14 protein-coding genes and 2 pseudogenes are annotated in these 17,798 nt (G+C 70.0%); 12 read left to right on the top strand and 4 right to left on the bottom strand.

What is annotated here, in order from left to right:
- Nucleotides 1-19 precede the first annotated feature (19 nt).
- A complete protein-coding gene (locus tag ACQEVO_RS20465) occupies nucleotides 20-523 on the top strand; it encodes an NlpC/P60 family protein (RefSeq protein WP_432922865.1) in 504 nt (167 codons plus the stop codon).
- Between the two features lie 12 nt (nucleotides 524-535).
- Here the strand turns inward: ACQEVO_RS20465 and ACQEVO_RS20460 are convergent, their stop codons facing one another.
- Complete coding sequence (locus ACQEVO_RS20460; protein WP_432915555.1) at nucleotides 536-1,411, bottom strand: UTP--glucose-1-phosphate uridylyltransferase; 876 nt, start codon at nucleotides 1,409-1,411, stop codon at nucleotides 536-538.
- Between the two features lie 670 nt (nucleotides 1,412-2,081).
- Here ACQEVO_RS20460 and ACQEVO_RS20455 point away from each other — a divergent pair.
- The 7 genes and pseudogenes from ACQEVO_RS20455 to ACQEVO_RS20425 form a co-directional block, all read left to right on the top strand.
- Nucleotides 2,082-3,227 (top strand): annotated as a pseudogene (locus tag ACQEVO_RS20455) (DNA polymerase IV); the annotation flags it as partial.
- A 540-nt stretch (nucleotides 3,228-3,767) separates the two neighbouring features.
- Nucleotides 3,768-3,947: pseudogene (locus ACQEVO_RS20450) on the top strand (DUF3553 domain-containing protein); the annotation flags it as partial.
- Between the two features lie 95 nt (nucleotides 3,948-4,042).
- Nucleotides 4,043-4,549, top strand: coding sequence for a hypothetical protein (locus tag ACQEVO_RS20445; protein WP_432915553.1), 507 nt, complete (start codon nucleotides 4,043-4,045; stop codon nucleotides 4,547-4,549).
- A gap of 219 nt (nucleotides 4,550-4,768) precedes the next feature.
- Nucleotides 4,769-7,990 (top strand): arabinosyltransferase domain-containing protein, encoded by a 3,222-nt coding sequence (locus ACQEVO_RS20440; RefSeq protein WP_432915551.1) that lies wholly within the window; start codon nucleotides 4,769-4,771, stop codon nucleotides 7,988-7,990.
- Nucleotides 7,991-8,143: 153 nt separating this feature from the next.
- Nucleotides 8,144-10,570: an HAD-IC family P-type ATPase gene (locus tag ACQEVO_RS20435; RefSeq protein WP_432915549.1), complete on the top strand. Its 2,427-nt coding sequence runs from the start codon at nucleotides 8,144-8,146 to the stop codon at nucleotides 10,568-10,570.
- Between the two features lie 63 nt (nucleotides 10,571-10,633).
- Complete coding sequence (locus ACQEVO_RS20430; RefSeq protein ID WP_432915547.1) at nucleotides 10,634-11,257, top strand: GNAT family N-acetyltransferase; 624 nt, start codon at nucleotides 10,634-10,636, stop codon at nucleotides 11,255-11,257.
- Between the two features lie 323 nt (nucleotides 11,258-11,580).
- Nucleotides 11,581-12,399: a PhzF family phenazine biosynthesis protein gene (locus tag ACQEVO_RS20425; protein ID WP_432915545.1), complete on the top strand. Its 819-nt coding sequence runs from the start codon at nucleotides 11,581-11,583 to the stop codon at nucleotides 12,397-12,399.
- 2 nt (nucleotides 12,400-12,401) lie between these two features.
- On the opposite strand, the gene ACQEVO_RS20420 is transcribed toward ACQEVO_RS20425, so the two are convergent.
- Genes ACQEVO_RS20420 through lspA form a run of 3 tightly spaced genes read right to left on the bottom strand, consistent with a single transcriptional unit; the run spans nucleotide 12,402 to nucleotide 14,774 of the window.
- Entirely contained in the window at nucleotides 12,402-13,112 is a 711-nt protein-coding gene (locus ACQEVO_RS20420; protein WP_432915543.1) for a hypothetical protein, read from the bottom strand.
- Nucleotides 13,102-14,028, bottom strand: a complete 927-nt coding sequence (locus tag ACQEVO_RS20415) for an RluA family pseudouridine synthase (protein WP_432915541.1) — start codon at nucleotides 14,026-14,028, stop codon at nucleotides 13,102-13,104. Before ACQEVO_RS20415 ends, ACQEVO_RS20420 begins: the two co-directional genes overlap by 11 nt.
- Entirely contained in the window at nucleotides 14,025-14,774 is a 750-nt protein-coding gene (gene lspA, locus ACQEVO_RS20410) for a signal peptidase II (protein WP_432922862.1), read from the bottom strand. The genes ACQEVO_RS20415 and lspA overlap by 4 nt, the downstream gene beginning before the upstream one ends.
- 196 nt (nucleotides 14,775-14,970) lie before the next feature.
- Here lspA and ACQEVO_RS20405 point away from each other — a divergent pair, with 196 nt between their 5' ends.
- From ACQEVO_RS20405 to ACQEVO_RS20390, 4 genes are all read left to right on the top strand, one after another.
- Entirely contained in the window at nucleotides 14,971-15,918 is a 948-nt protein-coding gene (locus ACQEVO_RS20405; protein ID WP_432915539.1) for a hypothetical protein, read from the top strand.
- A gap of 97 nt (nucleotides 15,919-16,015) precedes the next feature.
- Entirely contained in the window at nucleotides 16,016-16,477 is a 462-nt protein-coding gene (locus ACQEVO_RS20400) for a VOC family protein (protein WP_432915537.1), read from the top strand.
- A gap of 99 nt (nucleotides 16,478-16,576) precedes the next feature.
- Nucleotides 16,577-17,317: a LytR/AlgR family response regulator transcription factor gene (locus ACQEVO_RS20395; RefSeq protein WP_432915535.1), complete on the top strand. Its 741-nt coding sequence runs from the start codon at nucleotides 16,577-16,579 to the stop codon at nucleotides 17,315-17,317.
- Nucleotides 17,314-17,682, top strand: coding sequence for a hypothetical protein (locus ACQEVO_RS20390; RefSeq protein WP_432915533.1), 369 nt, complete (start codon nucleotides 17,314-17,316; stop codon nucleotides 17,680-17,682). Before ACQEVO_RS20395 ends, ACQEVO_RS20390 begins: the two co-directional genes overlap by 4 nt.
- Nucleotides 17,683-17,798: the final 116 nt, after the last annotated feature.

Genomic DNA, 17,798 nt, shown 5'->3' with positions numbered 1-17,798 from the left:
GCACGTGATCGGAATCGCACTGCGGCGGAGTTGCGCCGGCTTACTTCTCGCCACGGCCGTCGGCGCCGTGGCGGCCGCCCCGGGCTGGGCACAGCCCTCCGGAAGCGCCAGTGGTTCGGCGGGCTCCGGCTCCAGTTCGTTGAGCGCCAGCGGATCGGCCGCGCTTCCGGTGCCGACCCCCAGCGGTCTCGGTGCGCTGGCCGCCGCTCTCACACAGACCGGGAAAATGTACGAATGGGGCGCCACCGGCCCGAATACCTGGGACTGCTCGGGCCTGGTGCAATGGGCTTTCCGCCAGGTCGGCGTGCTGCTCCCGCGTACCACCTGGGAACAGGCGAAGGTGGGTGCCTCGGTGCCCCCGTACGCGCTGTCGCCCGGCGATGTGGTGATCATCAATCAGGACGCCTCCCATGTCGGCATCTACGCCGGGTCCGGGCAGGTACTCAACGCCTACGGCGCCGGTGTCCCGGTCGGGCTCACCCCGATCGAGCAGTTCTACGTGCACAGCATCCGGCGCTTCTGAGGCGGCCCCGGCTCACTCCACCTGACGCCGCAGCAGCGGGCCGTAATCGGGATGGGCCAGCGCCGAGGCGAACTGGGCGATCAGATAGTCGCCCGGATTGCCGGTGTCGTACCAGCGGCCCTGGATGACCTGGCCGTACACGGCATGGTTGGCGGCGTAGGCGTTGATCGAATCGGTCAGGTACACCTCGCCGGTGCGGTGGTTGTACCAGTTCTCGGTCTGCGTGCGCAGCTCGTCGATGATGCCGGGCGTGACGACATAGCCGCCGATGGCCGCGTACGCCGACGGCGCGTCCGCCGGTTTGGGTTTCTCCACCAGACCGGAGATCCGCAGCAGCCCGTCGTCCAGATCCTCGCGTACCACCGGGACGCCGTAACGCTGCGATTCGTTCGGATTCATCGGCATCAGCGCCAGCACCGGGCAGCCGGTGGACTCGTAGGCCTGGATGAGCTGCTGGGCCCGCGGCACCTCGGCCACGAAAACGTCGTCGGGCCACAGCACCAGCATCGGCTCGTCACCGGCGGTGCGGGCGGCATTGAGAACCGGGGTGCCGTTGCCGTAGGGGCCGTGCTGGTCCAGGTAGGTGATATGCCCGAGCCGGGACAGTTCGCCGACCTCTTCCACCGCGTCGGCGTAGGCGGTCTTTCCGTCGGCGCGCAACTGGGCGACCAGCGCCGGGTTGGGCCGGAAATGATCCTGGATGAGCGATTTACCACCACTGACCACGATCGTGATATCGGTGATCCCGGAGGCCACCAGTTCGCGCACCGTGTGCTCGATCACCGGCTTGTCGCCGACCGGCAGCATCTCCTTGGGGATTGCCTTGGTCAGCGGCAGCAGCCGGGAACCGATACCGGCGGCGGGAATCACAGCCTTACGGATCTTCATACGGTGAGTTTATGGCGGATACCCCGCGCACGCCGGTTGCGGCCCCCACGGCCGCGCGTTTCGACGATCGGTCGCACCCATCATCGATGCACCCGCCCCCGCGACCGAGTTCAGCCGGGAACTCGACGGCTCTCACCCCGAACCGGACATGCCCGACTGCAGCGCCGAGTCGGCGAGACCCCGGCGTGGCGCCAACCCCGAAATCAGACGCCACCACGGCGGCGCCGAGTTCAGCGAGGCACTTGGGGCCCGTAACCCCGAAACCAAACACAACCACGGCGGCGCCGAGTTCAGCGAGGCACTTGGTGGGTTCGGCCCGTCCCTGCGTTCAGCCCCGCGAGACAATGCGCCGCAGGCGCGAGTATCGCGGGGCTGAACACAGGGACCAAGGGGGCCGAACCCCCGCGCGCGCCAGCGCGCCAAAAACACAGCAACCTTCGCGGACCGGTTTCGTTCTTACCTTCCCGGACTGGTATCGCTGGACCTGTCGGTGCGGACGCGTACATTGCGGCTCATGGACCAGCCGGGGCGTGACCAGGGGCGCGAGTGAGGTGTACCGGCGTCGGTGGGCCGTGCAGTGGTAAGTGACCGTGGTTGCGAGGCGGCTGCCGGGCCGGGTGCGGATGCGTTCGCCGCGGAGACCGCGCGGCGCTGGGTGCTGCATATCGATATGGACGCCTTCTTCGCCTCCTGTGAGCAGCTCACCCGCCCGACGCTGCGGGGCCGGCCGGTGCTGGTCGGGGGAACCGGTGGGAGAGGCGTGGTGGCGGGGGCCAGTTACGAGGCGCGGGTGTTCGGTGCGCGGTCGGCGATGCCGATGCACCAGGCGCGCCGGCTGGTGGGGGTGACGGCGGTGGTGGTGCCGCCGCGCGGCGCGTTGTACAAGGTGCTGAGCGGTCAGGTGTTCGAAACCTTGCGGGCGCGCATCCCGGTGCTCGAGACTTTGTCGTTCGACGAGGCGTTCGGTGAACCCGCGGAACTGGCGGGGGCGAGCGTGTCCGAGGTGCTGGAATTCTGTGCGGAGCTACGGGCGGCCGTGCGCGAACACACCGGACTGGTCGCCTCGGTGGGGGCCGGTTCAGGAAAACAGCTCGCCAAAATCGCTTCCGGGCTGGCCAAACCGGACGGGATCAGGGTGATCGCGCCCGGTGAACAGGGAGAGCTGCTGGCGGGGTTGCCGGTGCGCAAACTCTGGGGGATCGGCCCGGTGGCGGAGGGCCGGTTGCGGGCGCTCGGGATCGAGACCGTCGGCGCCTTCGCCGCATTACCCGAGGTGGAGGCGGTTTCGATCCTGGGCAGCAGTGTCGGTGCCGCGTTACACCGGCTGGCCCGCGGGATCGACGATCGGCCGGTGGCCGAACGTGCCGAGGCGAAACAGATCAGCGCGGAAACCACCTTCGAGACCGATATCGTCACGCTGGAACGGCTGCGGCCGGCGATCACCGAGATGGCCGCGGCCGCGCATCGCAGGCTCCTGCGGGACGGTCGTGCGGCGCGCACCGTGGTGCTGAAACTCAAACGCGCCGATATGAGTATCACCACGCGGTCCACCACGCTTCCTTATGCCACCGAGGATCTGCCCACGCTCACCGCGGCGGCTCAGCGGGCTGCGGTGGATCCGCGGGAACTGGGACCGGTACGCCTGGTGGGGGTGGGGTACGCCGGACTGTCGATGATCCGGCAGGAATCCTTGTTTCCCGAATTGGACCGGTTGGGTGCGGAATCCGAGGCTGCCGGGGCGGACACGGGCAGCCCCGGTGATTCGGCTCCGCCGCCGGCGGAGCCGGTACGCGGGCGGCCGGGCGAGAGCACGGGCGCCCCGGAAAGGCGCGAAGCCACCGCGGATCCGTCGGTGCGCGGGCAGAAACCGGGTGATGAGGTCGCGGATCGTCCGGGAGTGCGCGGAGTCGCCGCGATTCGGCCGGCGCGCGGGCGGGGGCCGCGTGATGATGAGGCAGCGGATCGTTCGGATGGGCGCGGAATTTCTGCGGAGTTGTCGGTGCGCGGGCAGCGGCAGGGTGATGAGGTCGCGGATCGTTCGCAGGGGCAGGGAGTTACCGCGGTTCCGCCGGTGCACGGCAGAGGGTCGCGTGGTGAGGTCGCCGATCGTTCGGATGGGCAGGGTGTCGCCGGGGTCTCACCGGATGGAACCGCTGTGAAGGCGCACGGTTCGGGGGCGGGTGTCCCGGGATTCGTGGCAGATGAGCAAGAAGGTTCTGTGGATTCGGTGAGATCTCCGGGGCCCGCGCCCGGTTCGAGTGGCTTGTCCGATGTGCCGGGAGTGCCCGGCGATGACCCGGCCGAAATCGGCGGCGTGCCGCAGGATTCGCGGGTTCGCGCTGGTAGCGTCGTCGACTGGCGGCCGGGAATGGATGTGCGGCACCCCGGATTCGGCTTCGGCTGGGTGCAGGGCGCGGGGCACGGGCGGGTCACCGTGCGGTTCGAGTCCCGCTCGACAGGGCCGGGGATCGCGCGTACGTTCGCAGCCGACAATACCGAGTTGCGCCCTGCGGACCCGCTCGGCAGCCTGTCCTGACGCCCCGCCCGGTAGGTTGGTGCCGGGCAGCGTCGCCGGTTCCGGTGGGCTGCCGCAGCGCACGACACCGAACCCCGAACGCAAAGGACGAGCAGTTGAAGCTTCGCAAAACCGGACGTATCGCGATCGCCGGCCTGGCCGCCGTGGCCGCGCTGACCCTGACGGCGTGTGGTAGCGATGATTCCGACTCGGACACCACTGCCGCGACCACCTCGGCCGCGGCCGAGACCACCGAGGAAGCGGCCGCCGATACGCCGCCGGTACCGACTCCGGCCGATCTGAACGCCCAGCTCCAGCGCGCGCTCGACCCGAACGTCCCGAACGAGGAAAAGCTGCAGATGGTGCAGGGCGCCGAGGCGGATCCGGAGCTGCCGTCCAAGCTCAGCCAGTTCTACGCCCAGTCCGGTGCCACGATCGAGGTCACCGATGTGCAGGACTTCGGGACCGAGATCCAGGCGAAGGCGAATCTCACGCTGAACGGCCAGACCAGCGTGGCCGATGTTCCGTTCGTCGCCGAGGACGGGGTGTGGAAGGTGCAGCAGCAGTGGACCTGCACCATGCTCGCCAACGCGCAGATCCAGTCGCCGGCCTGCACGGCCTGACGCAACCGCTGCCGAACCGGCCGGCTCCGCACAGTGCGGAGCCGGCCGGTTCGGGTTGTCGAGGCTTTTCGTAACCGGTATGGGCGGTACCCATGGGTCCGCCGTGTGCGGAGCCCCGCCGCGCCGTCTCGATACGCCCGGACCCGTAGGGGCGCGTGGTCGCGTCGGCGGTCCAGCGGGTGAGCCTCCCCGTGACCGCGCCCGTTAGGATGGCGCTCCGTGGCTGACACGATGGTGGTGGCGGCGCCCGAGCCGGCAGAGATCTCCGATAGTCCGCGACCCCGATCGCGGGGCGGCTGGGCCCGGCCGGTGGCGCTGGTGTCGGCACTGATCGGAGCACTGCTGGCGGTGGCGGTGCCGTTCCTGCCGGTGCGGGTGGATGCGGCGACCCTGAGCTGGCCGCAGGATGATTCCGCCGCATCGATCGAGGCGCCGCTGGTCGCCTACGCGCCACTGAGTTTCGACGCCACCGTGCCCTGCGCGGCGATCCAGCAGCTGACCGCCGGTGGGGTGCTCAGCTCGACCGCGCCCGCAGGCGCCCCGGATCTGGAACGCTACGGGTTCGTGGCCCGGGTACGGTCGGCCACGCCCGAATCCGGCCCCGTGCTCGAAGTGGTGCTGCGCAACCAGAACCTGTTCAGTGTTCCGGTGGCCGAGCTGGCGCCCGGATGCGAGCTCACCGTGGGTGCGGGGATGACCGAAACCGTGGCCGGCCTCACCGGCCACGAACCCGTCGTACTGGGCGGGGATTTCCGGCCGCAACTGGTCGGGGTGTACAGCGACCTCACCGATCCGGCCGGCACCACCGTCACCGCCGAGGTGGACAGCCGGTTCAGTTCCACCCCGGCGCTGCTGAAACGGATCGCGATCTGGACGGCCGTGGTCGCGACGCTGATCTCGCTGGTCGCGCTGCATCGCCTGGACGGGCTCGACGGGCGCCGCGCCCGCCGCTTCCTGCCCGCCCGCTGGTGGACGTTCCGGCCGGTGGATTTCGTGGTGCTCGGCACACTCGTGCTGTGGCATTTCATCGGCGCCACCACCTCCGACGACGGTTACCAGTTCGGGATGGGCCGTACCTCGCAGGCCGCGGGATACATGGCGAACTATTTCCGCTATTTCGGGGTGCCGGAGAATCCGATCGGCACCCCGTATTACGACATCATCGGGCTGCTGGCGCAGGTGAGTACCGCCAGTCCGTGGGTGCGGCTACCGACTTTGCTGGCGGGCCTGGTGGCCTGGATGGTGATCAGCCGGGAGGTCGTGCCGCGCTTCGGGGCGGCCCTGCACCGCAACCGGTTCGTGCCGTGGACCGGCGCGCTGGTGTTCCTCGCGGTCTGGTTGCCCTACAACAACGGTTTGCGTCCCGAGCCCATGGTCGCGCTCGGTGTGCTGCTCACCTGGTGCTCGGTGGAACGCGGTATCGCGACCCGGCGGTTGCTGCCGTTCGCGATCGGCATCCTGATCGCGGCGTTCAGTTGTACCGCGGGGCCGCACGGGATCATCTGCCTGGCCGCGCTGCTGGCCGGGCTGCGCCCGCTGTTCAAGATCCTCTCGGCGCGGGCGCGGCGGATGGGGTGGCTCGCCCAGGTGCTGCCGCTCGCCGCCGCGGGCGTCCTCGTGCTGGTGGTTGCCTTCGCGGACCAGACCTTCGCGGCCATGATGGAAATGCGCCGGGTGCACGAGCTGGCCGGGCCGAACGTGCTGTGGTTCGACGAATACCTGCGCTACCAGTACCTGTTCATGGGGACGGTGGACGGTTCGCTGGCCCGCCGGTTCGGGATCTTCGTGATGGTCGCCGGACTGGTGGTCTGCCTGCTGACCCTGCTGCACAAGGGCGGCCGCATCCCGACCGCGGCGGTGGGGCCGTCGCGTCGAATCCTCGGGGTCACCGTCGGCGCGATTGCGCTGATGATGACGACTCCCACCAAATGGACGCACCATCTGGGTGTGTTCGCCGGGCTGGCGGGCGCGGTCGCGGTGCTCACCGCGGTGGCGGTCGGGCCGCGGGTGATGCGCGGTCCGCGCAACCGCGCGCTGTTCGCCGCCGGGGTGGCGTTCCTGATGGCGCTGGTGTTCTCCGGACCCAACGGCTGGTGGTATGTCTCGTCCTTCAGCATTCCGTGGTGGGACAAACAGCCTTCGGTGGCCGGTTTCGCGGTCAACAAGGTCTTCCTGCTGGGTGCGGTGCTGCTGCTGGCACTGGCCGCGTGGTGGCATGTGCGCGCGCCCGATACGGGACATCACCGGATCTCGCGGTGGGGGTGGCGGTTCGCGAAGATTCCGCCGCTCACGGTCGCGGCGGCCTTCATGGTGCTCTTCGAGGTGGCGTCGTTCGCCAAGGGTGCGGTCGCGCAGTATCCGGCGTTCTCGCTGGCGAGTTCGAATCTGGGCGTGCTCACCGGCGACGCCTGCGGGCTGGCGCCGCACGTACTGGTGGAAACCGATCCGAACCGCGGGATGCTCACCCCGCTCGCCGGTGATCCGGCGACGGCGCTGGCCGGTACCGGCACCGGTTTCACCCCGGCCGGGGTGGCCGGGGATCTGAGCGCCGACGCCGAGGAAGGCGCCGACGCCGCCATCGCCGATTCGATGGGTGATGCCACCGTCGGAACCGGGGTGGCCACCGAAACCTCCAGTCCCGCCCTGCCGTTCGGTCTCGACCCGGCGACTCCGGTGCTGGGCAGCAATCAGGCGGACGGCCCGGCCGAACTCACCAGCGGCTGGTTCCGGCTGCCGCCCGTCGCCGAACGCGCCGATATCCTCGCGCTGAGCGCCGCCGGCCGGATCTGGTCGCGCGACGCCGACGGTGTGGTCACCCACGGGCAGTCCCTGGAACTGGAATTCGGCTCGACCACCGCGCCCGGCAGTTCGGCCACCGAACCGGTGCCGTTGCGGCGGGTGAACCCGATCGATATCGGGCCCGCCCCGTCGTGGCGGAATCTGCGGGTCCCGCTGGACGGGTACGCCGATGCCGATACCGTGCGGATCGTCGCCGCCGACCGCGACCGTGACCCGCGCCAGTGGCTGGCCTTCACCCCGCCGCGGATCCCGCAGACCCAGGATCTGAACACGGTTGTCGGCTCCACCGATCCGGTGCTGCTGGACTGGGCCGTCGGCCTGCAGTTCCCGTGCCAGCGGCCGTTCGATCACCGCACCGGGATCGCGGAGGTGCCGAAGTACCGGATCCTGCCGGACCGGGTCGGCGCCCACGACACCAATCTGTGGCAGAACCACGACGGCGGCGGCCCGCTCGGCTGGACGGAGCTGCTGCTGCACGCGCGCACCCTGCCGACCTACCTGAACCACGACTGGGACCGTGATTGGGGCCAGCTCCAGCAGTTCCTGCCGATCGACCCGGACGCCGTACCGGCGCGGCCGCGGATCACCCAGGAGGAACATCCGGGCACCTGGACACCCGGCCCGATCGACGTCGCCTGGTGAGCCGCCGCCCGCCCGGTGCCGGGTCGATATGCGTGCGCGCGGGCTCTGCATGGTGACGCTGCGCTATCGCGGCCGAGCCTGGCTCACGCACCCGGCCGGACGTAGCTCCGCCTCCGATCCGGCCGTGCGCGGCCTGTCATTAGGCTGACCGTCATGTCGACCACTGTGCAGGCCGTCGGGGCGCCCGGGCTCACCGCGGAGGAGGTGGCGCAGCGGCGCCGCGACGGGCTCACCAACGATGTGCCCGACCGGGCCAGCCGCTCGGTGCGCGATATCGTCCGGGCGAATGTGTTCACCCGGATCAACGCGATTCTGGGTGTGCTGTTCGTCCTGGTCATGGCCACGGGGTCGGTGATCGACGGGATGTTCGGGCTGCTGATCGTGGCCAACAGCGCGGTCGGCATCATCCAGGAGGTCCGGGCCAAACGCACCCTGGACCGGCTCGCCATCGTCGGTCAGGCCCGGCCCACCGTGCGCCGCGACGGGCGCGCCGAGCAGATCGCGCCCAAGGATGTGGTGCTCGACGATCTGATCGAACTCGGCCCCGGGGACCAGATCGTGGTGGACGGGGTGGTCGCCGAGGCCGAACTGCTCGAGGTCGACGAATCGCTGCTCACCGGCGAATCCGACGATGTGGCCAAAGAAGCGGGCGCACAGGTGCTCTCGGGCAGCTTCGTGGTGTCGGGGTCGGGGGCCTACCGCGCCACCAAGGTCGGCAAGGACGCCTACGCGGCGAAACTGGCCGAGGAGGCCAGCAAGTTCACGCTGGTGAATTCGGAGCTGCGCAACGGGATCGACACCATTCTGAAGGTCATCACCTATTTGCTCATCCCGGCCGGGGCCCTGAGCATCTACAACCAGCTGGTGTCCAGCGGGGAGTCGTGGCGGCCCGCGGTCACCGGGATGGTCGCGGCGCTGGTGCCGATGGTGCCGGAGGGCCTGGTGCTGATGACTTCGATCGCGTTCGCGGTCGGGGTGGTGCGGCTGGGGCAGCGGCAATGCCTGGTTCAGGAACTGCCCGCGATCGAGGGCCTCGCGCGGGTGGACGTGGTGTGCGCGGACAAGACCGGCACACTCACCGAGAACGGGATGCGGCTGGCCGAACTGCGCATGCTCGAGACCGGTTCGGCGGCGGAAACCGCGGCGCGGCAGGCACTGGCGGCGATGGCGGCCGACGACCCGCGGCCGAACGCCAGCGTGCAGGCGATCGCGGAGGCGCTACCGGAAACACCCGGGTGGCAATACACGGCGGTGGCGCCGTTCTCGTCGGCGAAGAAATGGAGCGGGTTCTCCTACGGCGAGCACGGCGACTGGCTGCTGGGCGCACCTGACGTGCTCCTGGACGCGGGCTCGGCCGATGCCCGCGCCGCGGAGGAACTCGGCGCCACCGGGCTGCGGGTGCTGCTGCTCGCCCGCGGCGACCGGCCCGTCGACGCCACCGGCGCGCCCGGGACCATCACCCCCGTCGCGTTGGTGGTGCTCGAGCAGAAGGTCCGGCCGGACGCCCGCGACACCCTCGACTATTTCGCGAGCCAGGACGTATCGATCAAGGTCATCTCCGGCGACAACGCCGTCTCGGTGGGTGCCGTCGCCACGTCCCTGGACCTGCCCGGCGGCGATCACGCCGTCGACGCGCGGACCCTGCCCGAGGACCGCGAGGAACTCGCCGCGGTACTGGACGCGGAAACCACCTTCGGCCGGGTGCGGCCGGACCAGAAACGGGCCATGGTCGGCGCGCTGCAGTCGCGCGGGCACACCGTCGCCATGACCGGTGACGGTGTGAACGACGTACTGGCGCTCAAGGATGCCGATATCGGTGTCGCCATGGGCGCGGGTAGCCCGGCGACCCGCGCGGTCGCGCAGATCGTCTTGCTGGACAACAAGTTCGCCACCCTGCCGTACGTGGTGGGGGAGGGCCGGCGGGTGATCGGCAATATCGAGCGGGTCTCGAATCTGTTCCTCACCAAGACCGTGTACTCGGTGCTGCTGGCGTTCCTGATCGGGGTCGCGGGCGTGGGATCGCAGATCTTCGGCTACGAACCCATCGGTTACCCGTTCCTGCCGCGGCATGTGACGATCGCGGCCTGGTTCACCATCGGTATCCCGGCCTTCATCCTCTCGCTGGCACCGAACAACGAACGGGCCCGCAGTGGTTTCGTCGGGCGGGTGATGCGGCTGGCGATCCCGTCGGGCGTGGTGATCGGCACCGCGACCTTCATCGCCTATCTGATCGCCTACGCCGGCCCCGAGGCCAGTGACCAGCAGAAGGTGCAGGCCGGAACTACGGCGCTGATCACCCTGATCATGATCGCGGTCTGGGTGCTGGCGATCGTCGCCCGCCCCTACAACTGGTGGAAGATCGTCCTGCTGGTGGTATCGGTGCTCGCCTACCTGGTGCTGTTCACCGTGCCGTTCACCCGCGAATTCTTCGCTCTCGACCCGTCGAACCTCCGTCTCACCACCGCCGCCTTCGCCTGCGGTGCCGTGGGTATCGTCCTGGTGGAAATCGCCTGGTGGGCGAGCGCGACGTTGCGCGGTGAATCGCACAAACTGATCCCCGCGGCCCCCGGCGAAGCCTGACCGGATCCTGGCGCAGGCCGGGCGCAGGCCGGACATCTTTTCGACGAGAGGTAGGACACCGCAATGTCGAACCAGCTCGAGGTACGGCCGGCCCGGCGTGCCGAGATCGCGGCGCTGGCGCGCACGCTGGCCGTTGCCTTCCACGACGATCCGGTCATGGAATGGTTGTTACCGGACGCGCGGCGCCGGGTACGGGGCCTGTCGCGCCTGTTCGACGCCAACACCCGGCACCAGCATTTCGCGTCCGGCGGTGTGGATATCGCCGTGGACCCGGCGGGAGCGATCGCCGGGGCGGCGCTGTGGGATCCGCCCGGACGATGGAAATCGTCCCCGCTGACCGAACTGCGGATGCTCCCGCAGTTGATCCGGGCGCTGGGCGGCCGGATGCGGGCAGGCAAACAACTGGTGGACCTCATGACCGCCGTCCATCCGGACGAACCGCACTGGTATCTCGCGACCCTCGGCACCGATCCGGCGCACCGCGGCAGCGGATACGGCCGGGCTCTGCTCGACGCGCGGCTGGCGCAGTGTGACCGGGAGGGAGTTCCGGCCTACCTGGAATCGAGTAAACAGGTGAACATCGGCTACTACGAGCGATTCGGGTTCGAGGTGACGGGCACGATCAGCCTTCCCGGCGGCGGCCCGGATCTGTGGCCGATGTGGCGGGTACCGCGGCCGGTCGGCTGAACCGCCGCGGTCGGCGATCCGCCGGACCGCAGCACTGTCGCCCTTCGTCGGCTCCGGGCGGCGGCCCCTGGTGACCCGCATCTGCGGGGTTGCCCTCGATCGGTGGAACCGGTGGGCAACTCTCCGGGCGGAGAAGTCGAGCACCGCGGGGACACGCCGCGCGGGTGGTGCCGAGGATGCCGGCGCCGCGGCCGACTCGCCGATCCTCCGGCCCCTCGATACGGCGATTTCTCCGTGTCTGACCGGGCGTGCGGGCGGTGGTCCATGGACGCCCAGATGGCTTGTGCGCAGCGCTGATTCGGATCTGGAGTACCTTCATGGGCATGGAGGTATTGCTGCACCAGATCGACGCGTTCGCCGACGCACCGTTCTCCGGTAATCCGGCCGCCGTCATGCCCTTGCCGGCCTGGTTACCCGACAGCGTGCTGCAACAGCTGGCCGAGGAGAACAATCTCGCCGAGACCGCGTTCTACACCTCGCAGTTACCTCCGGAGGCCGGTGCGCCGCCGGTGGCCGGGATCGCCTATCACCTGCGCTGGTTCACCCCGGCCGTCGAGGTCGCGATGTGCGGGCACGCGACGCTGGCCGGCGCCGCGCAGATCCTGACCGATATCGAACCCGGGCAGGACGCGGTCAATTTCTACACCCGTAGCGGCTGGCTGCGGGTGGATCGCACCGACGACGATCTCTACATCCTGGACCTGCCGGCCGTCGTGTCGGAACCGGCCGAACCCGATCCGGCGCTGGTGGCCGCGCTCGGTATCCATCCGGTGCGGGCGTTCACCGGCACCGATGTGGTCCTCGTGGTCGACACCGAGCGGCAGGTACGTGATGTGGTGCCAGCGCTGAGCGCGTTCCCGCCGGTTCCGCGCGGCGTGATCGTCACCGCACCGGGCGACGAGGTGGATTTCGTTTCGCGGTTCTTCGCACCGGGCGTCGGTGTCCCGGAAGATCCGGTGACCGGTTCCGCGCATGCGCAGCTCGCGCCGCTGTGGAGCGCCGAACTGGGGCGGCAGCGGTTCGTCGCGCGGCAGCTGTCGCGGCGGGGCGGGACGCTGGGGGTCGAACTGGCCGGTGACCGGGTGCTGTTGAGCGGCCGGTGCCGCCGCTACCTCGACGGTGTGGTGAGCCTGGACTTCTGAAGTCAGCCGGGTGGTACGGGGCCGTCGTCGGGCGGTGGCATGACCGGATCCGCGCTGTCGGGCAACAGCGGCGCGAGGGCGAACGTTTCCGCGACCGCATCGGCCGGAAGGGCCTGGACCGCGCGGATACCGGGCCGGATGGCGAGTTCACGCAGCGCCGGCAGCGGAGCACGGACCAGGACGCCGGGCGCGCAGGCGCAGCCGGCCCGCAGCCGGGCGATCGACGTGTCCAGGATCTGGGCGCCGCGGCTCCCGCCGGCGGCGAACCGACGGCGGTCGGCCAGCAGCCAGGCGGCGTCGTCCCCAGACCGCGCGAGCGCCGCCGGGCTGTCCGGAACCTGCACGGCCACCAGCGGTGTCGCGACCCGCGGCAGCGGCACCTGATAGAGCGCCTGATTCACGCGCACAGCGGAGAGCCGACCGGCGAGGGCGGTGGCCGGCAGGTACTCGGTGAAGGACACCAGCGCCCAGCGGGCGCCGTCGTCGGGGCCGGTCAGCGAATCCCGGGCGCGGTCCAGGTAGCCGGTGATCGATTCGGCCGTTTCGGGCCCGAGCCGGTCGGTGGAGACACCGTCACCGGCCGGCGGGTACCGGATCCCGAGCACGACGACGAGCACCACGCAGAAAGCGGCCGTCGCACCGGCCGCGAGCGCGCGGATCCGGCGGCGCGTTCCGGTGGGTTCCCCGCCGCCGGCCACGCCGTCAGGCCTCACGCAGGATGCGCAGGGCTTCGGCGAGGTCGTCGGGGTATTCGCTGCTGATCTCCAGGTAGCGGCCGTCGGCCGGATGCTGGAAACCCAGCGAGCGGGCGTGCAGCCATTGGCGTTGCAGGCCGAGCCGTTCGGCCAGCCGCGGGTCGGCGCCGTAGGTGAGATCGCCACAGCACGGGTGGCGGATCGCGGAGAAATGCACCCGGATCTGGTGGGTGCGGCCGGTTTCCAGGTGGATATCGAGCAGGCTGGCCGCCTGGAAGGCCTCCACCGTGTCGTAATGGGTCACGCTGGGCCGGCCGTCGGAGGTCACCGCGAATTTCCAGTCGTTACCGCGGGCCCGGCCGATGGGGGCGTCGATGGTGCCGCTGCTCGGGTCGGGATGGCCCTGTACCAGCGCGTGATAGCGCTTGTCCACGGTGCGCTGTTTGAACGCCCGTTTGAGCACGGTGTAGGCGTGTTCGGATTGCGCGACCACCATCACCCCGGAAGTCCCCACATCCAGGCGGTGCACGATGCCCTGCCGTTCGTGCGCGCCGGAGGTGGAGATCCGGTATCCGGCGGCGGCCAGCCCGCCCACCACGGTGGGCCCGCTCCACCCGACTCCGGTGTGCGCGGCCACGCCGACCGGTTTGTCGACGGCGACGATATCGTCGTCGGCGTAGAGGATTTTCATCCCCTCCACCGGTTCGGCCTCGATCGTCAGCTCGCGCCGGGGTTCGGGGAACACCACCTCGAGCCAGGCACCGGCGGTGAGCCGGTCGGATTTGCCGGCGGGTACGCCGTCCAGCTGGACGGATCCGTCTTCGGCGAGCGCCGCGACCGCGGTCCGGGACAGGCCGAGCAACCGCGCCAGCCCGGCATCGACTCGCATTCCGTCGAGCCCGTCGGGGACGGGCATGGTCCTGGTTTCCCTCATGCGGCGGTATCCTCGCCGGTGCGCGCGGCCGGTGTGGCGGCGGCCCCCGGGGTTCCGGGGTCGGGGTCGCGGGGAGATTCGGTGGGCGGGGTGCTTTCCGAGTCGGTGTTGTCCGCGGTGGTCGCGGGCGTGTTGTCGCCGGCAACAGATGTCTCGGTGCCGGCGGCCGGCGTGTCCCGGCGGTAGCGGGTGCCGTCGGGTTCGAACCCGAACACCGTGAGCACCACCAGCAGGATCGCGCCGCAGACGATCGAGGAATCGGCCACATTGAACACCGGGAACGAGCCGACCGAGAAGAAGTCGACCACATGACCCTGCATCGGGCCGGGCGCCCGGAACAGCCGGTCCATCAGGTTGCCGAACGCGCCGCCGAGCACACCGCCCAGGCCGATCGCCCACAGCGGCGAGCGCAGCGTGCGGCCGATCCGCAGCACCCCGATCACGACCGCGGCCGCGATGAGCGTCAGCAACCAGGTCATCCCGGTGGCCATGGAGAACGCGGCGCCGGGATTGCGCACCAGGACGAGGCGGACGAAATCGCCGATCAGCGGGATCTGTTCACCGGGCTGGATCTGCGAGACGACCACGATCTTCGTGATCAGGTCGAGGGTGAACAGGGTCACCGCGACCGCCAGCAGGAGCCGCAGGCGCTGGCGGGGCTGTTTCCCGTTCCCGCCCGGACGGTCGGGGTCCTGCTCGCGTGTACGCCGGTCCTCACTCACGCGACCATCATCTCTCGAGGTGATCAGCGCCCGGACGTGGGCACCCGCCGGATCGCCGGCACGGTGCCGCGGCGGCCCGTTCCCGTCGTGGTCCGGCCCGTGCCCTCGCCGTGCCGGCTCGATCCCGTTTCCGGCCGCCGGAGGCGTTCACGAGCGGAGCTGTCGGTATTCATGTGAATGTCCCAGCCCATCCTCAGGTAGGCCTCGTAGGCTGTCGGGCGTGACGGTGTTGTGTTCGCTTCCTTCGGCCCGCCAGGCGCGGTCCAGAGTGCTGATGCTCGTTCTCGCGCTGGGACTGACCACCTTCGGCGCCGGGTGCAGCGACACCGGGGACACCGCGGCCGAAGCCGAGGGCACCGAACCCCTCGGAATCGGCAAAGAGGTCACGGTCCCGATCGCCGCCGCGCAGGTGAGCGTGGTGGATCCCGGTAGCGAACCCCGGTCGACACTGCGCCCCTCTTATTACGAGGGCACGATCCAGGCGGTCACCCTGCGCACCGATCACCACATCCAGCAGCAGATCGACGCGCAACAGGTCCAGGATTTCTCCAGCCCGGCGCTCACCATCCCGATGACCGCCACCGCCGGCGCCGACGGCGTGGAACTGACCCTCGGCGAAGTCACCACCCCCGATCCGCAGCTCTCCGAGGCGCTCACCGCCGCCGACGGTTCCCATGCCGGACTGGAGATGAGTGAACTCGGCGGGATCACCGCCTTGCGGCTCGCGCCCTCCCCGGAGACCTCGAATTCGGCGCGCGCCGCCCTCGAACAGGCCTTCTATCAGGCCGTGTACCGGTCGATCACCTTCCCGGACGAACCCGTCGGGGTCGGCGCGGTCTGGCAGGTGCGCCAGTCGGTCGGCGGCGGGGTCGACCTCGACCAGGTCACCACGGCCACCCTCGTGGCGCGCGACGGTGGCCGGCTGTCCATCCGGCTGGACGTCACGCAGACCCCGACATCCGACACCTGGGATCTGCCGAACGCCGCCGGAACCCTCGATATCGAGGACTACGTGATGCAGGGCAGCGGCGATATCACCGTCGATCTCGGGTTGCCGCTCCCGGTCGCCGGGTCGATCGCCATCGGCGGGCACCAGTACTACCGGAACCCGCGGACAGCGACGGAATTGCGGCAGGTCATCGAGACGAACGTGAGCTGGGGCGGCTGAGGCGCCGCGACGGCGGTGTCGGTCGTCCGCGCGGGGCGCGGTACGGGCTTAAGCTCGACAGGTATCCGACAAACGATCCGAGACCGGAGGTCTTGTGATGTCTGATGTCTCCCCTGTACCCGAGGGTTATCCCACCATTTCACCCGGCCTGGCCATCGCCGGCGCCGCGGACGCGGTCGAGTTCTACAAACGGGTCTTCGGCGCCACCGAGCGGATGCGTATCCCCGGACCCGACGGCACCGTCATGCACTGTGAGCTGCTGATCGGCAACTCCGTGCTGATGCTCGGCGATCCGGCCCCGGACATGGCCTTCCGGGACCCGCATTCGATCGGCGGCACCCCCGTCAACCTGTATGTCTACGTCGCGGATATGGATGCCGCCTATGCCACCGCGCTGGCGGCCGGCGCCACCGAGATCAGGCCGCCGGAAACCCAGTTCTACGGCGATCGCACCGGTTCGTTCGTCGACCCGTGGGGCCATCAGTGGACGGTCGCCACCCATGTGGAAGATATCGGCCCGGAGGAAATGCAGCGGCGGATGGACCAGCTCGGTTCCTGACCGCGACGGTGGTCGTACCCCGGATACCCGGACCCGCACCCGCGGTCCTGCGGCGATGACTACGATAGTCGGGTCGAAGTAGCGGGAAAGGTCGGGCGGATGCGAGTGCTGGCCGTGGATGACGAGCCGCCGGCACTGGACGAGCTGCTGTATCTCCTGCGCGCCGAACCCACGGTGACCGAACTGCACGGTGCCGCCGATGCGACCGGTGCGCTGCGGATACTGCGCGCGCACGGTGCCGACGCGGTGTTCCTCGATATCAATATGCCGGGCCTGGACGGTATGGAACTGGCCGGGGTGCTCGCCGAATTCGCCGACCCACCGGCGGTCGTGTTCGTCACCGCCCACGAGGACCACGCCGTGGCCGCCTTCGACCTGGGCGCGGTGGACTATCTGCTCAAACCGGTCCGGCAGGAGCGGCTGGGCGCGGCGCTGCGGCGGGTGGCCGCCCGGCGGGCGCGCGCCGGTACGGAACCGGCGCCGGCCGGGAACAACGAGGTCATCCCTGTCGAACTGGGTGGGGTGACGACCCTCGTACACCGGTCCCAGGTGAGCTGGGTGGAGGCCGAGGGCGACTACGCGCGCCTGCACACCGACAGCGGTTCGCATCTGGTGCGGATTCCGCTGTCGGCGCTGCAGCAGCGCTGGCAGGACGGGTTCCTGCGGGTACACCGGTCGTATCTGGTGGCGCTGGACCGGGTCACCGGGCTGCGTACGGTCGGCGCGGCGACCAGGGTCTGCCTGCGCGGCGCGGGGCAGGTGGAGCTGCCGGTGAGCCGGCGGCAGGTACGGGAACTCAAACAGCGGCTCGTGCACGGGCCGCATGCGGACCGGCGATGATCGGCCCGCCTCCGAAGGGCCCGCGCGAACGGGTGGTGCTGGCCGAACGCCGGGGTGCGCGCCGGGTGCGCACCCGGGTGGAGGTCGCCGAACAGACCGAGATCGGTGCGGCGCTGATCGGCGGCCTGATCCGGGCCCAGCTCGGTCTCGCGCTGAGCTGCGCGGCCGTGATGGCGCTGATCCTCGCAGCGCTCCCGCTGCTTTTCGGAGTGACCGCGATCGCGGAAACGGTGGTGCTGGGCATCCGGTTGCCCTGGCTGGTGCTGGGCGCGGCGGCATACCCGCTGCTGTGGCTGACGGGCCGGGTCTATGTGCGGCTGGCCGAACGCAACGAACACGACTTCCTCGATCTGACGGGGGATTGACGACGGTGCACCGCTGCATGCCGGCCACGGTCGCGCCGCCCGCGCGTAACCGCGCGGCCCGCCCGGTTACGGTGCCCGGTACCCGGCACTGTTCCCGTTCGCCCCGGCGGGAGTAC

The organism is Nocardia sp. CA-290969 (assembly GCF_050936135.1).
Lineage (GTDB): Bacteria > Actinomycetota > Actinomycetes > Mycobacteriales > Mycobacteriaceae > Nocardia.
The sequence above is the reverse complement of the archived record's forward strand: the minus strand, read 5'-3'. Positions and strand labels throughout refer to the sequence as shown.

Bases quoted from the DNA above. Each gene is read 5' to 3' on its own strand.
- ACQEVO_RS20460 (WP_432915555.1), bottom strand. From the start codon at position 1,411: ATGAAGATCCGTAAGGCTGTGATTCCCGCCGCCGGTATCGGTTCCCGG.
- ACQEVO_RS20435 (WP_432915549.1), top strand. From the start codon at position 8,144: ATGTCGACCACTGTGCAGGCCGTCGGGGCGCCCGGGCTCACCGCGGAG.
- ACQEVO_RS20430 (WP_432915547.1), top strand. From the start codon at position 10,634: ATGTCGAACCAGCTCGAGGTACGGCCGGCCCGGCGTGCCGAGATCGCG.
- ACQEVO_RS20425 (WP_432915545.1), top strand. From the start codon at position 11,581: ATGGAGGTATTGCTGCACCAGATCGACGCGTTCGCCGACGCACCGTTC.
- ACQEVO_RS20415 (WP_432915541.1), bottom strand. From the start codon at position 14,028: ATGAGGGAAACCAGGACCATGCCCGTCCCCGACGGGCTCGACGGAATG.
- ACQEVO_RS20400 (WP_432915537.1), top strand. From the start codon at position 16,016: ATGTCTGATGTCTCCCCTGTACCCGAGGGTTATCCCACCATTTCACCC.
- ACQEVO_RS20395 (WP_432915535.1), top strand. From the start codon at position 16,577: ATGCGAGTGCTGGCCGTGGATGACGAGCCGCCGGCACTGGACGAGCTG.
- ACQEVO_RS20390 (WP_432915533.1), top strand. From the start codon at position 17,314: ATGATCGGCCCGCCTCCGAAGGGCCCGCGCGAACGGGTGGTGCTGGCC.